General features: G+C 53.2%; 12 protein-coding genes and 1 tRNA gene. 3 read left to right on the top strand and 10 right to left on the bottom strand.

Going from position 1 to position 13086, the window contains the following annotated elements:
* Positions 1-20: 20 nt before the first annotated feature.
* Entirely contained in the window at positions 21-1448 is a 1428-nt protein-coding gene (mltF, locus tag ACWWD9_RS07970) for a membrane-bound lytic murein transglycosylase MltF (protein WP_455866693.1), read from the bottom strand.
* 227 nt (positions 1449-1675) lie between these two features.
* Here mltF and ACWWD9_RS07965 point away from each other — a divergent pair, with 227 nt between their 5' ends.
* Together ACWWD9_RS07965 and ACWWD9_RS07960 are read left to right on the top strand one after the other, a co-directional pair.
* Positions 1676-2608, top strand: a complete 933-nt coding sequence (locus ACWWD9_RS07965) for an NAD(P)-dependent alcohol dehydrogenase (protein WP_455866692.1) — start codon at positions 1676-1678, stop codon at positions 2606-2608.
* Entirely contained in the window at positions 2608-3408 is an 801-nt protein-coding gene (locus tag ACWWD9_RS07960) for a helix-turn-helix transcriptional regulator (RefSeq protein WP_455866691.1), read from the top strand. Before ACWWD9_RS07965 ends, ACWWD9_RS07960 begins: the two co-directional genes overlap by 1 nt.
* Before the next feature lie 97 nt (positions 3409-3505).
* On the opposite strand, the gene ACWWD9_RS07955 is transcribed toward ACWWD9_RS07960, so the two are convergent.
* The 8 genes from ACWWD9_RS07955 to ACWWD9_RS07920 form a co-directional block, all read right to left on the bottom strand.
* Positions 3506-5518, bottom strand: coding sequence for an SGNH hydrolase domain-containing protein (locus tag ACWWD9_RS07955; RefSeq protein WP_455866690.1), 2013 nt, complete (start codon positions 5516-5518; stop codon positions 3506-3508).
* Between the two features lie 291 nt (positions 5519-5809).
* Positions 5810-5899, bottom strand: a tRNA-Ser gene (locus ACWWD9_RS07950).
* Positions 5900-6068: 169 nt separating this feature from the next.
* A complete protein-coding gene (locus ACWWD9_RS07945; protein WP_455866689.1) occupies positions 6069-7142 on the bottom strand; it encodes a GNAT family N-acetyltransferase in 1074 nt (357 codons plus the stop codon).
* Positions 7143-7146: 4 nt separating this feature from the next.
* Complete coding sequence (locus ACWWD9_RS07940) at positions 7147-8382, bottom strand: beta-ketoacyl-[acyl-carrier-protein] synthase family protein (protein WP_455866688.1); 1236 nt, start codon at positions 8380-8382, stop codon at positions 7147-7149.
* Positions 8383-8387: 5 nt separating this feature from the next.
* A complete protein-coding gene (locus ACWWD9_RS07935; RefSeq protein WP_013442057.1) occupies positions 8388-8648 on the bottom strand; it encodes an acyl carrier protein in 261 nt (86 codons plus the stop codon).
* Positions 8649-8664: 16 nt separating this feature from the next.
* On the bottom strand, positions 8665-9498 hold the full coding sequence (locus tag ACWWD9_RS07930; protein WP_455866687.1) for an alpha/beta hydrolase: 834 nt from the start codon (positions 9496-9498) through the stop codon (positions 8665-8667).
* Positions 9499-9569: 71 nt separating this feature from the next.
* Positions 9570-10943: an aspartate aminotransferase family protein gene (locus ACWWD9_RS07925; RefSeq protein ID WP_455866686.1), complete on the bottom strand. Its 1374-nt coding sequence runs from the start codon at positions 10941-10943 to the stop codon at positions 9570-9572.
* An 11-nt stretch (positions 10944-10954) separates the two neighbouring features.
* Positions 10955-11647, bottom strand: a complete 693-nt coding sequence (locus ACWWD9_RS07920; RefSeq protein WP_455866685.1) for an MtnX-like HAD-IB family phosphatase — start codon at positions 11645-11647, stop codon at positions 10955-10957.
* Between the two features lie 421 nt (positions 11648-12068).
* Here ACWWD9_RS07920 and ACWWD9_RS07915 point away from each other — a divergent pair, with 421 nt between their 5' ends.
* Positions 12069-12458: a surface-adhesin E family protein gene (locus tag ACWWD9_RS07915; protein ID WP_455866684.1), complete on the top strand. Its 390-nt coding sequence runs from the start codon at positions 12069-12071 to the stop codon at positions 12456-12458.
* 37 nt (positions 12459-12495) lie between these two features.
* Here the strand turns inward: ACWWD9_RS07915 and ACWWD9_RS07910 are convergent, their stop codons facing one another.
* Positions 12496-13071 (bottom strand): SCO family protein, encoded by a 576-nt coding sequence (locus tag ACWWD9_RS07910; protein ID WP_455866683.1) that lies wholly within the window; start codon positions 13069-13071, stop codon positions 12496-12498.
* Between the last annotated feature and the right edge of the window lie 15 nt (positions 13072-13086).

The raw sequence follows: 13086 nt of genomic DNA, 5'->3' as shown, positions 1-13086 counted from the left end.
TTAGTCTGACTGGTCGAACATTATGGTACGGGTTGGTAGGGCGCGATTCCTGTGGTCATGCCCGCATTCACCAGATTGAAATCCGGCAACACGGGCTGATGCTTGGGCTCGTAGCGCTCCAGAATCTTGTGATAGGTGCGGATGGACTCGACAAACACCACTGGCGCTCCGCCGCTGGCATAGCCGTATTTCAGCGTGGAGTAATGTTCGGCGCGATTAAGCAGGGGCAGGGTTTTTTTCACATCCGCCCAGCTATCCGGGTTCAGCTTCAGGCGCTTGGTCAAAATCCGCGCGTCTTCCAGGTGCGCAAAGCCGATGTTATAAGCGGCCAGCGCCAGCCAGGTGCGGTCCGGTTCGGGGATGCGCTCAGGCAGCATGTCTTTCAGCATCACAATATAGCGTGCGCCACCCAATATGCTTTGCCGCGCATCCAGCCGGTCGGTGACGCCCAGGCGGTCCGCGGTATCTTCCGTCAGCATCATCATGCCGCGCACATTGGTGGGTGAGGTATTGAATCGATCCCAATGCGACTCCTGATAGCTCACCCCTGCCAGCAGCCGCCAATCCAGTCCGGTGATTTCCTGCGCCTGCTTGAACAGCCCCACATATTGCGGCAACACATTACGCGTGCGCACCAGAAAGTTCGTCACGTCCATGGGGTTCAGTCGCTCGCTGTGCCCGTAGTAGCGGTCAATCAGATTGCGCAGCCGTCCGTCTTTTTTGATCTTCTCGATAAAGGCATTGGCCCGCTGGTAAATCCAGGCCTGCCCGCGTTTGGGGAAGGCCCATGCCACCTGTTCCGGCTTGCCCACGCTCATGCCATCCGCCAGATTGGGGTAGTAATTCTTGAGCATATTCGCCAGATGCGAATCCGCCACCGTAAAATCCAGCGAGCCATCCGCCACCTGCTCCATCAGCTCATCCGCACTGGCTCGCTTCAGCTCCTCCCATTGCAGGGCAGGGGCACGCTCTTTCATCTCGCGCAGGCGCTCGGCATAGCTCGTGCCTGCAGGTACCGCAATCCGCTTGCCTATCAGGTCGTTCACCGTCTTAGGCGGCTTGCTTTGGGATTCGTTATAAATGACTTTCTGCTGGGTGTTCTGATAAGGCACACTGAACTTCACCAGATGCTGGCGCAGCTTGGTAATGCTCAAATCCGCCGCCGCAAAGTGCGCCTGCCCCTTCACCAGGGTAGGGATCACCTGCGAAATATTCCCCACCACCAGAAACTTCGCGCTGTACTCCGGCCCCAGATCCTTCATGAACATCTGCACCAGATCATATTCAAACCCCGCGTTCTGGTTCTCGCCATCCACATAATAGGTATTCGGCCCGTTGTGCGTTACCACGATCAATTCTTTGGTAAGCGGCCTATGGGCGGGGCTGTCGCCAGATTGCTCGCAGGCCGAGCAAAGAAGGGCCAGCAGTATGGTCAGGAATATGCGCATCGGCCCAAGTTTCGCCAAGTTTTGGGGGTTTGTCCAGTTGGAAAATTGAGCCAGGAGTCAAAGAGGGAGGTCTGATCCAGATCGAGGATAAGGGGTCTTGCCACGGAGAGGCTATTTTGCAAAGGGAGCGGTTGGTCATGCGGCAGCGCAATGGTGAGCAATCAATGGTGCCATTTTTTGGCACCATGAGGTGCTAAGATTGACCTCTACTTTGAGAGGTCACTTATATGAAGCGTATCCAGTATCATCGCTATGGCGGTCCAGAGGTCATGCGGCTGGAGTCCTTTGTCCCGGATGCGCCGGCGAAGGATGAAGTCGCGATCGCGGTGCATTTTGCGGCCCTTAATCCTATCGACTGGAAGGTTCGCAATGGCGCTATGAAAATCGTGACTGGGAAATCGTTTCCGCGGGCGATGGGCCTCGATCTATCGGGTACCGTTACTGCGGTTGGGGCCGATGTCAGCCGTTTTCGGGTTGGTGACGCGGTGTTCGGTATGGCTCGGTTCAAAGAGGCCGGTGCTTTGGGCGAGGTCGCTATCGCCAAGGAAAATGCGCTGGCGAGAATTCCCGAAGGCATCAGGTTTGAAGAAGCCGTATGTTTGCCAACGGTGGGCGTGGTCGCCTGGAATGCCTTGGTCGACAAAGCGAAAGTGAGGCCGGGGCAGAACGTATTCATCAACGGCTGTGCTGGCGCGGTAGGTCAGGCTGCGGTCCAAATCGCACGCATGTTCGGCGCTCGCGTTTCCGGAAGCTGTAGCGCAGACTCGATCGACACGGCCCGCTTGCTCGGAGTGAGTGACGTCTACGACTATGCCAAGACCGACTTGGCAACGCTTCAGGGGGCCTATGATATTGTTTTCGATGCCGCGGGTACGATCCCGACTTCCGTTGGCATTCGAATGCTGCGCAAGAAGGGGACATTCGCGACCGTCGAACCAACACCCATGAGGTTTCTTCGCGCTTTGTTTGACCGGCGTTTGAAGCCGGTCGTCGGCACGCCGCGTGCGGATGTGCTCGAAAGCCTGGGCAGCGCCGTTGCCTCAAACGCGCTGACTCTTAAGATTGCCGACATCGTGCCGCTGGCTAAAGCTATCGACTTGATTGCATCTGTTGAAGGCGGGCGACGCTTGCGCGGCAAGGCATTGGTTACGATGGAGTAATGATGTCCCGTAGCCAACGTTTGCTGGATCTGATTCAGATTTTGCGTCGACATCGCGGCGTGGTTTCAGGCGCGGTACTCGCACGTGAGGCCGGAGTATCCCTGCGTACCATCCGACGGGATATTGTGACATTGCAAGCCATGGGGGCGGATATCGCTTCCGAAGCCGGGGTGGGCTACGCGCTTCGTCCCGGGTTCGTGCTTCCTCCACTCGTGTTCACCCATGAGGAATTACAGGCCTTGATGCTCGGGGCTGAATGGGTGGGCCAGCAGACCGATGTCGTGTTAGCAGCCGCAAGTCGAAACGCAATAGCGAAAATAGCAGGAGTCCTGCCGCCGCATCTGTTACATGGGCTCGACAACACGAGCGTTTACATCAAGGAAGCCAATCAAGCTTCGAGCTCCAGGTTTGATCTCGCACAATGTCGGCTGGCAATCCGTGAACAGCGCAAAATGCGAATTCTTGTACGCGATGACAATGGAGCCATCCTGGAGCGGATCGTCTGGCCGGTTATGCTGGGATTCGAAGGGGTTGAACACAGTTTCGCTGCTTGGTGCGAACACGATCAGGCTTATAGAGTATTTGCGGCAGATCGAATGGTGGAAGCGAAAGTGCTTGACGAGCGATATCTCGGGAATCGCCGACAAATGGTAAAAGAATGGCTAGCGATAGCGGCGACCATCTGCGGTAAGGCGAGCTCTGAACAATCACGTGACCAGTCTGACGGTCATTCTGATGCTCATTTTCGCGATGACGAGAACACGCAATCGCGTGGGGGAGCGGATTCAGATTTAGGATAAATAAAGCTTAACAACTGGCCGGTCTTGCTAAGATTAAGTCTGTACTGAAGCTTAATGTAAAAACCGCTATAAACGTGCCTGGTAATCCAATAATGCCTCACTTGGAAGTAACTATCTCCTTATTAAGATGTGAGTTCATGCTCATCCGCTTATCAGATGCCGCTATTTGAACTTGAGGAATTTCAACTTGGCGCATGATTGTCGGCGCAATAAATTCCGAAGCTGTAATGGTGAGGTGACCGTAGTCCCATGAAGTCATCCCGGTCTTAGGATCGTTGCCTAAATAAGTAAGGCATCCACTGTCGTTGCAAAATATATCAAACATGGAAATGTATACCACCCCGGCAGGAAGTACCTTACTTTTCATGATGGTATCTGTAGATTTAATATCTTCATTGAGGTTTTCTAGTGTGCGGCTATTAGCACTTGCCCATAAATTTTTTGCATAGTATCGATTCAGCAGTTGGTTCCACTGCGGTACTGGACCCACGATAACAATTTTCTTTGCGCCATTCTTTTTCAGATAATCGACAATAAGATTCCAGTCCGAATTCTCGTGATCACGACGTTGTGCAAGGATGACCGTTTCTGGGTGAGCAGTTTTGATCTTCTCCATCGTCACCAGATTAGCTCTGTCGCAGGCTGTTAAATGATCTGAATCACTCGAGCCGGTAATTACTTTTGGTGCGCACCCAAAGCTTGCAATTTGGAGGAGATCGGTCTCTTTATCGAGATTTCTTCTCAGCCCCGGTAAAAGCTGCTGAGCATGGGAGTCGCCCCAGACAAATATTGTTCTGTCCTTTGTTCGGGTATAGCAGCTCTTGGAGATATCAGGGTTAAAAACCTTGCTGTCCTTTATTAAGCTGCAATCAAATCGATATTCGTCTTTTATATTTTGGGTGGTTTGATAGCTGGCAAAATACTCAAGGAATTCTTCTTGCTGATGATGCTCATTGCCACGTTGATTGATGGAAAAAACGGCTATGGCTAGGAATATTAATGAGCCAAGCAAAAACCATGGTTTGCTTTGAACTTGGACACGAAATCTTAACGGTAGCTCAACAAAACGGTATGTTCCCCAGGCTAGGACAACCGAAAGCATCAGTGCAGCTACTTTCGCAATTCTTGAGGGCTCCCCTAGTTCGATATGCATCATCGAAAGAATAGGCCAATGCCATAAATAGAGCGGATAGCTGATGAGTCCAAAAAATAAGAATAGAGGGTTGCCAAGTAATCCCCTCAAAACACTAGACTCGGAGCCAAGTGCAATGATGGCCACAGCGAGGGTGACCGGTATTATTGCGATCCAGCCAGGGAAAACCATATCCGAGCGTATCAAAAAAAGACTTGCGAACAGAAGGCCTAGCGTTATTACACTGATAGATTCTCTCCCTAAGGGCGAGATTCCTTTCAGAAACTTCAGGTTTGTATATTTTGATTGAAAGCACGCAAGCAGTGCTCCAGCCCCAAGCTCCCAGAAACGCATTACGGGTAAATAAAAGGCTGCGGTCTTATTCGTGTATGAATAGTGCAGGCAAGCTACGAATGAAATGAGCAGGATGGGCAGTATGACTGACAATATTCCATGTTTTGTCCTGCAAAAAATAAACAGTACCAACGGCCAAACGATATAAAACTGCTCTTCAACGCCTAAAGACCATAGATGCAATAGCGGGGTGGTTTCTGCGGAAGCAGAAAAATAATCGCTGTGGAAATAAAGGAAAATATTGGCAAAGAAAGCAGCCCCTGCAGCGAGACTATTTTTAAAGGAGTCAAATTCGTTGCTGAAGAGATAGTGGTGGGCCAATAATGAAGTTGCTGCCAGAACCAGAATCAGGGCAGGAAATATTCTATTAATTCGGCGCTTGTAGAAATCCAGAATACTGAATTTGCCACGGTTGAGCTGGGTGAGAATGATAGATGAGATGAGGTAGCCAGAAATAACAAAAAAAATATCGACGCCGATGAATCCGCCAGGGAACATCATGGGAAAGGCGTGAAACAATAGAACGTACCCGACCGCAACCGCCCTCAAACCATCAATATGCGGCATATAATTATCCGCTTGATGCGCTTCCCCAAAAAATAAACTTCTTAATGTGGCGCTCATACGAATTCCCCATTGCTTCCCAAAAAACGACAGTTTGTCAGTTATTTTTATTTTCGATGATCCAGTTTATTTTATTTACCCCTTGAAGCCCATAGGCTGTTTGGATCATATCCAGGTGCCAGTCTTCCTGGGCTGATAGGAGATGGGAGTGATGGGGTGTCTTAGTTGAGTTTATTGCGGGGCAGCAAGGTTGAGCGCTACTCTTTGCAAGATTCATGATTGAATTTTGCAAACTAAACCCTGTTTTGCAAACTAATTGCTGAAAGTGGAAATTGCTTGGAGCCTTGTTGCTGGCGGAGAGGGAGGGATTCGAACCCTCGATACGCTTGCACGTATGCCTGATTTCGAGTCAGGTACATTCAACCACTCTGCCACCTCTCCGCGACTCGGTTGCTGGATTGCCCAGCTAATGAGGGCGCTATTCTACCATTATCGGCTTTTGATGCTGTACTTTTTGTGGGGGATTTTTGCTTGCGGCCTTGGCAGTGGCTGTAGCTGAAACACCCCTCTGCCATTCATCACGTCACTATCTTATTCACCAGTGCCGCGATCAGGCCAACTTGAGCAATGTGTGCGTGTCGTGCAGCTTGGCGGGCATGGTGTTGCGGGTGTGGTATACCTCGCGGCTGCTTTGGTAGGTGTGAAAACCATCGCGTATGCACATCTCGATGTTGTGTATCGAGCTTAAGCAATCGATATGGTGCTGGGCGTTGGCGGCTGGGTTGATGCCGATGTATTTGTCCAGCACGACGCCTTGATGATGCAGTAGCAGGTTGAAAGCCACGAGAGTGCTTTGCTTGAAATACAGCACAAAGCGCGTTTGCTCAGGCATGAGGCCGGCGACGTATTCAAAGAATTTTTTGGTCAGCAGCTCGGATTGCGCCTGTTGGCCGGCGTGGGATTCGAGGTACAGGTTGTAGATTTCGTCCAGGTGCGGCGGGATGCCTTGGTGCTCTTCAATGCGAATGTCGCGGGCTGCGCTGAGTTTTTGCTCGATGTCCGTGCGCAGATTTGTGCTCAGGCTGGCCAGGTAGTCTTGCACGGAGCCATGCGTAATCTTGTTGATGGCGAGTGGCATGCTGGGCAGGGCGTTGTAACCCAGCTCTTTGAGCACCGGGCCGTATAACTGGTAATCCGCGTCTTTGACATCCTTGAAAGCGATCAGGGTGGCGTTTTCTTTTTTGGCGATGGTGGCCAGCGTGCGATTCAGCACCTGAATCAGTGCAGGATCGAAAGGGTACTCGCGGCTGATGGCGAGCTTGCAGGAGTCGGTGACCGGCGAGCCTACGCACAGCATCTTGATGGTCATAAGGCTGGGCAGTTGCTCTTTTACCTGCGTGAGGATGTTTTGCATGGTGCCTTTGAGGCTGCTTTCGAGCGCGTATTGCGTGACGAAGTAGGGCGCGATGCAGAGCAGCACCTGGTTTTTGCGAATGCCGATATAGCCGGTTTTAAAACCGGGGGTGTGGCCGGTATCAAAGGCGAGATGCAGGCGATAACCTTCAATGTCGTCCTGCAGCAGTGCTTTCCAGTTTTCTTCGAGGAATTTGGCGGCGCTGAAGCCGGTTTCGACTTCAAAGGCGGCAAGGGTGTCGGGCTGGTAGTGGCTTAAATCAGGTTGCATGGCGTTAGCTCTTTTTCAGGATGATGACGCCACCGGTGCCGCCAAAAGCAAACGAATTGCTCATGGCGTACCGCACGTGCTGCGGGGTGGCGTGGTTGGCAACATAGTGGAGGTCACACTCGGGGTCAGGCTGTTGCAGGTGCATGGTGGGCGGCAGCAATTGCGCTTGCAGGGCCAGCGTGGTGGCCACCAGCTCAACCGCACCGGCGGCGCCCATGAGGTGACCATGCATGGACTTGGTGGAGCTGATGGCGAGTTGGTAAGCATGGGGGCCGAATACCTGCTTGATGGCGGCGGTTTCGGTGGCATCATTCAGTGGTGTGCCCGTGCCATGCGCATTGATGTAGTCAATCTGCTCGGGGGCCAGACCGGCATTATCCAGCGCAGCCTGCATGGCGCGTGCTTGTCCGGCGATGGAGGGCTGCGTGATATGGCTGGCATCGTTGGCAGTGCCGTAACCTGCGATTTCGGCATGGATGGTGGCGCCGCGGGCCATGGCGGAGTCGTAGCTTTCCAGCAAAAACATGGCGCAGCCTTCGCCCAGCACCAGTCCGTTGCGGTCAGCCGAGAATGGTTTGCAGGAGGCGGCCGGGTTTTGCTCATCTACCTTTGCCAGCGTGCGCAATGCTTCCCAGGCTTTGATGGTGCCGAAGGTGAGCAGCGCTTCGCTACCGCCGGCCAGCATGTAATCGCAGTGTCCGTAGGCTATCTGGCGGCTCGCTTCACCAATGGCAATGGCAGAGGATGAGCACGCGGTGGTGTAGGTGAGGTTGGGGCCGCCCAGGCTGTAATGCATGGCAATGTGCGAGGCGGCGGCGTTGTTCATCGCCATCAGCACGGTAAACGGTTTGAGGCGGCTTTGGCCTTCTTTAAAAAGCCGGTGGTAGCCTTCTTCGGTGGAGGCGGCGCCGCCCATGCCGGTGCCGAGATAGCAGCCGGTTTTGTTGGTGTCCATGCTGTCAGCGTCCAACCCGGCATTGTCCAGTGCCTGCTGGGCGGCATAGAGCGCAAACTGGCTCACCCGATCCAGCACCGCCAGCTCTTTTTTGGAAAAGTGCTGGGTGCCATCGAAGTCGGCACTGGCGGCGATGTTGATTTCCAGCTGATCGCTGAAGTCGGTCTCCAGACGTTTGATGCCGGATACGCCCTGCATCAGGTTAAGCCCAAACTCTTCCACGGTATTGCCCAGCGGCGAGACGATGCCCATGCCGGTAATGACGACGCGACGCGTGTTTGCCATGATGTTTACTTCTGCACCTGCAGGCTGGGCGCTTGTTCCTGCAGCAGCTGGTCCAGCAGGTTTGCGACATCCTGCACGGTCTTGATTTCTTCTTTGGGCGTGGGCACCTTGATGCCGAATGTATCTTCTGCCTCAAAAATGATGTCAAAGGTGTCGAGCGAATCCAGCCCGATCTCGGTTAGCACGCTATCCGGTGTAATCGTCGCTTTGTCGATTTCCAGTTTCTCTGCAATCAGCGTTCTGACGGTTTCAAAGGTGTTTTCCATGAGACTACTCCTGTGTTCAGTGAGCGAGGGCAAGGCAAAACTCGGCGCTGCGCTTGGCAATGTCGTCTTTGCGTTTATCCAGGGTTAATACGTGATAGGTGTCGCTGATATACATGGTCTGGATATCACGCGAGCCCAGGCGCTTTTCGACGTAATGGGCGTTTTTGATGCTCGCCATGTCGTCTTCCGTGGAGTGGACGATCAGCACTGGCGATACCACATCCGCCAGCTGTTTCTTGGCCTGGCGGATCAGGCGTACGCTTTCCAGAATCACCGTGGCGGGCGTTTTGAAATAACCGATCTTCTCGGAAGCCTGGGCATCCTTGTTATCCAGAATCGCCGCGACCAGCGCCCGGGTGCGTTCACACTTGATGCCGTAGGGCGCGGTTTCTTCCCAATGCACGAAGTATTTGAGCGGGGTATACAAAACGATAGGCAGCAGGAAGCGTTGTTTGAATGGCGGCATGTTCCAGCCGTCATAAAACAGCGTGACCGATAGCAGAATGACGCCCGCCACCGCTTCCTTATAACGCGCTGCCACCATGAGGGCGATCAGCGCCCCCATGGAAAGCCCGGCGATAAACACCTTGCGATAACGTTTGCGCATTTCCAGAAACACCTGCTCGATCGAACTCACCCAATCCTGCCAGGTGGTGGCGGTCAGGGTTTTGATCGAAGCGCAGTGCCCGGCCAGCACCGGGCAAACGGTGGTGAGGCCCTTGCGGGCGAGCACTTTGCCATAATGTTTCATCTCGGCCGGGGTGCCGGTGAGGCCGTGCACCAGCAGCACGGCATCTTGTCCCTTGCCTTCGATAAAGCCGTTTTCACCAATCAGCTGTTCCAGACTCATGCGGCTTGCCCTTGTTTGGCATGTGTCTGGAGGCGGGGCATGATGGCTTGCATGTGGAGAGTGGCTTGCAATTACTCGGCTCCGCAACGATGCAATAACTGCTCAAACAGCTTAATGCCGAGGTCGATTTCTTCTTCCGAAATCATGAGCGATGGCGCCAGCGTGATGACGTTTTTCTCGTAGCCGCCAATATCCAGCACCAGGCCATAGCGCTTGCCATCGACCATCAAGTCGCCCTTGAGACCTTCGTTGAACATGCGGTCGGCAAGTGCGCGACTGGCGGTAAAGCCATCTTTCTCACACAGCTCGATACGCAGTGCCAGGCCCAGGCCGCTGACATCGCCGACCACTTTCCAGCGCGACTTGAGTTCGTGCAGGCGCTTGAGGAAATAGGCGCCGCGTTGCCGAACATGCGGCTCAAAGTCAGCCTCCTGCGTCATCTTCAAGACTTCCAGCGCCACCGATGTGCCGAGCGGATTGGAAGCAAATGTGGAGTGGGTGGAGCCGGGCGGGAATTTCTCCGGGGAGATCAATTCCTCACGCGCCCAGATGCCGGAGAGTGGATTCAGGCCATTGGTAATGGCTTTGCCGAAGACGAAAATGTCAGGAACGATGTCGAAGTTTTCCCACGACCAAAGCTTGCCGGTGCGATAGACACCCATCTGAATTTCATCGGCTACCAGCAGCACATTGCGTTTCTTCAGCGATTCCTGCAGCTTTTTCATGTAGCCCTCAGGCGGGATGATGTAGCCGCCTGTGCCTTGCATGGGCTCGATGTAAAAAGCGCCAAATTCGCACTGCTTGGCTTTTTCATCCCACACCGACTGGTATTCGGTATCAAACAGTTTTTCAAATTCCTTGTGGCAATAGGTATCGCAAGTTTCCACTTTCAGGTCATACGGGCAGCGGAAACAGTATGGGTATGGAACAAAGTGCGCGCGGTCGGCAAAGTTGCCGAAGCGACGGCGATAACGGTAGCTGGAAGTAATGGCCGAAGCGCCCAGGGTGCGGCCGTGATAGCCGCCCATGAAGGCAAACTGGTGGGTTTTGCCGGTATGGTTGCGCACGACCTTGAGCGAATCTTCAATCGCCTGCGCACCGCCCACATTGAAATGCACCCGGCCTTTGACGCCGTATTTGTCTTCCATGTACTTGCATACGATCTCGGCAAGCTCGACTTTCTCGCGGTGCAGGTACTGGCTGGCGAGCTGAGGCAGCGTATCAATCTGCTTTTTCAGCGTGTCGGCAATGCGCTTGTTCTTGTAGCCAAAGTTGACGGCGGAATACCACATCTGCCAGTCCAGATAGGGCGTGCCGTGCTCATCAAACAAAAAGCTGCCGTCACAGCCTTCGAACACTTTGGGTGGGTCGGCATAATTGACGGTATCCCCGTGAGAGCAGTACTTGCTGTTTTTATCCAGGATTTCGATGATCTTGGTTTCCATAGTGGCCGTGGTTATCCTTTAACGTGAATAGCGGTTGGGAATGTGTTGTGCTCCAGCGGCCAGGTGCGTATGGCCTCCAGAACATCCTTGAAGGTAGAAAAGGGGTGGTAGGCGATATCCTGCTGCTCGCAGTAATCAATCAGCTTGCCTTTGGCGAAGACCACATCGGCTTGTCGCGCAATGCAGGCATCCGATTTGCCATCGCCAATCAGAATCACCGGCCCCCCCGAGATGGCGGACTGCTCACGGGCAATGACACATTTGCAATTGCCGTTGCCGCCCTGGCAATCGGCCCGGCGGTTGGGAAAGCTGATGGCGATGCCTTCAGGCGTGAAATCAAGGCGATTTGAAAAAATCTGGACAGCTGGAAAACCTGAATGCCGGAACGCCATGTGGATGGCATGATCGACACCATCACTGGCGACAATCACCTCACCAAAGCGAGAGGCATACTCATAAAAAGGCACAAAGCCCTGATCCAGCTCGATCTGCCGGAAAAAAGCATCCAGTGCATCGCGGTCACCGCGCACCATGCCAATCTGTCGTGACATGCACTCCACGGCATCTATTTCCCCACGTAACCACGATTGCTCGATCTCCTCCCAGCTGGCGGGAGCAAACTTTTCCAGCAAAGCATCGATCGTGTCTTTCTTGGAGATCGTGCCGTCAAAATCCACAATAAACAGCATTATTAAAAAGTCCATGTTGGTGAGCGGTATACGTAGGCTAAGCTTTGCTATGGTTGCCTTCCATCGCCATCCTGATGATTTAAATGAATTTTTTTCATTTGGTGCACAATGATCAGGGTTTGCTATGGAGGCTAGTTTGCCGTGGTATGCTTACTCAACCCTTACGAGCGACGAGGGTTAATTAATCCTCGGAGGATGTAATTTTTAATCACACGATATGGCGCTAGCGCATGTGCGCCTATATCCCTTAAGGGCAGACCAAGGTTTCCAGGGAGAAATAAATTTGTAAAATAACCATTAATAATTAGGCGGTTAATGTGATTCTGAGGGCTGTCTTTTCAACCGGGCTTTGAGGCCGGATACACTAAGGTTTTTTACACGCAGGATAGGTATGAAGGGTATGAGAGTATTAGGGTGGAATTTGGCAGTTGCTGTAATGACCATACTGATGGTCGGCGTTAACTCAGTACACGCAGCCGACTGGGAGTCCATCAGCAAAGCCGAGGGTAGCGAGCTGTGGGTGGATACGGATTCGTATGCGGATGACGATGTGTATTCGTCGATCTGGACCAAGACCTTGTACAAGCCAGCTTTGGCATTGCCTGGTGCTGCGGCAGGGGTTAAGTATGTGGAAAAGCGAGCGCGATTTGAGTTTGATTGTGTGAAGCATGCCTTTCGCTTGCGCGAGTTCATGTACTACGGTGCCAAGGGCGAGCTCTTGAGCAAGGGCAAGGGTGAGGATGCATTTGTGCCGGTGGCGCCGCAATCGGCGGGGTACAAGGTGGGCACGTTGACATGCCAGGTGAGGCGCATGGTTCGGCCTTGAGCATAAAGGCTGAAACAGCCCTTATGTGGCACGTGGTTTACATCAGGAGGCGGAGGTCGTGTGCCATCATGGCTGGCGATGCGCCGTAGTTGAAGTAGAGTCTTATCTTGCCTTGTTTATCATAGACATAGGTGCCAGCGCTATGGTCTATGCTGTAGTTGCCGCGCGCATCAGGTGGTTGCTTGCTGGCGCTGATCTTGAAGTGGTGGGCGGTTCCGGCGATCTCGGCTTCAGTTCCATATAAGCCTATAAAGCGCGGGTCAAAATATGGGACATAGTTGGCCAGTACATCTGGCGTGTCACGCGCCGGGTCCAGTGTCACAAACAGCACTTGGACCTGGTCGGCATCCTTGCCCAGCAGTTTCATGGTCTGTGCCATGTCCGACATGGTGGTGGGGCAGACATCCGGGCAGTGGGTATACCCAAAAAACAGCACTATGACCTTGCCTTTGAAGTCCTGAAGGCTGGCAGGTTTGCCGTGATGGTCAGTTAAATGGAGGCCGGATGCAAAGTCGGCGCCCGTGATATCCGTCGCCTCAAAGGCTTCTTTCGGCTGTGGTTTGCATGCACTCAGGCATGCCAGCATTAAGCACAGCATCAGGGCTCTGACCATCGGCAACTTCCTCAA

The sequence above is a fragment of the Methylovorus sp. SPW-M1 genome (genome assembly GCF_053848825.1).
This window is presented reverse-complemented; position numbering and strand designations above follow the sequence as displayed.

Excerpts from the sequence above, each read along its gene's own strand:
- mltF (WP_455866693.1), bottom strand. The coding sequence starts at position 1,448 with ATGCGCATATTCCTGACCATACTGCTGGCCCTTCTTTGCTCGGCCTGC.
- ACWWD9_RS07965 (WP_455866692.1), top strand. The coding sequence starts at position 1,676 with ATGAAGCGTATCCAGTATCATCGCTATGGCGGTCCAGAGGTCATGCGG.
- ACWWD9_RS07960 (WP_455866691.1), top strand. The coding sequence starts at position 2,608 with ATGATGTCCCGTAGCCAACGTTTGCTGGATCTGATTCAGATTTTGCGT.
- ACWWD9_RS07955 (WP_455866690.1), bottom strand. The coding sequence starts at position 5,518 with ATGAGCGCCACATTAAGAAGTTTATTTTTTGGGGAAGCGCATCAAGCG.
- ACWWD9_RS07945 (WP_455866689.1), bottom strand. The coding sequence starts at position 7,142 with ATGCAACCTGATTTAAGCCACTACCAGCCCGACACCCTTGCCGCCTTT.
- ACWWD9_RS07940 (WP_455866688.1), bottom strand. The coding sequence starts at position 8,382 with ATGGCAAACACGCGTCGCGTCGTCATTACCGGCATGGGCATCGTCTCG.
- ACWWD9_RS07935 (WP_013442057.1), bottom strand. The coding sequence starts at position 8,648 with ATGGAAAACACCTTTGAAACCGTCAGAACGCTGATTGCAGAGAAACTG.
- ACWWD9_RS07930 (WP_455866687.1), bottom strand. The coding sequence starts at position 9,498 with ATGAGTCTGGAACAGCTGATTGGTGAAAACGGCTTTATCGAAGGCAAG.
- ACWWD9_RS07925 (WP_455866686.1), bottom strand. The coding sequence starts at position 10,943 with ATGGAAACCAAGATCATCGAAATCCTGGATAAAAACAGCAAGTACTGC.
- ACWWD9_RS07920 (WP_455866685.1), bottom strand. The coding sequence starts at position 11,647 with ATGGACTTTTTAATAATGCTGTTTATTGTGGATTTTGACGGCACGATC.
- ACWWD9_RS07915 (WP_455866684.1), top strand. The coding sequence starts at position 12,069 with ATGACCATACTGATGGTCGGCGTTAACTCAGTACACGCAGCCGACTGG.
- ACWWD9_RS07910 (WP_455866683.1), bottom strand. The coding sequence starts at position 13,071 with ATGGTCAGAGCCCTGATGCTGTGCTTAATGCTGGCATGCCTGAGTGCA.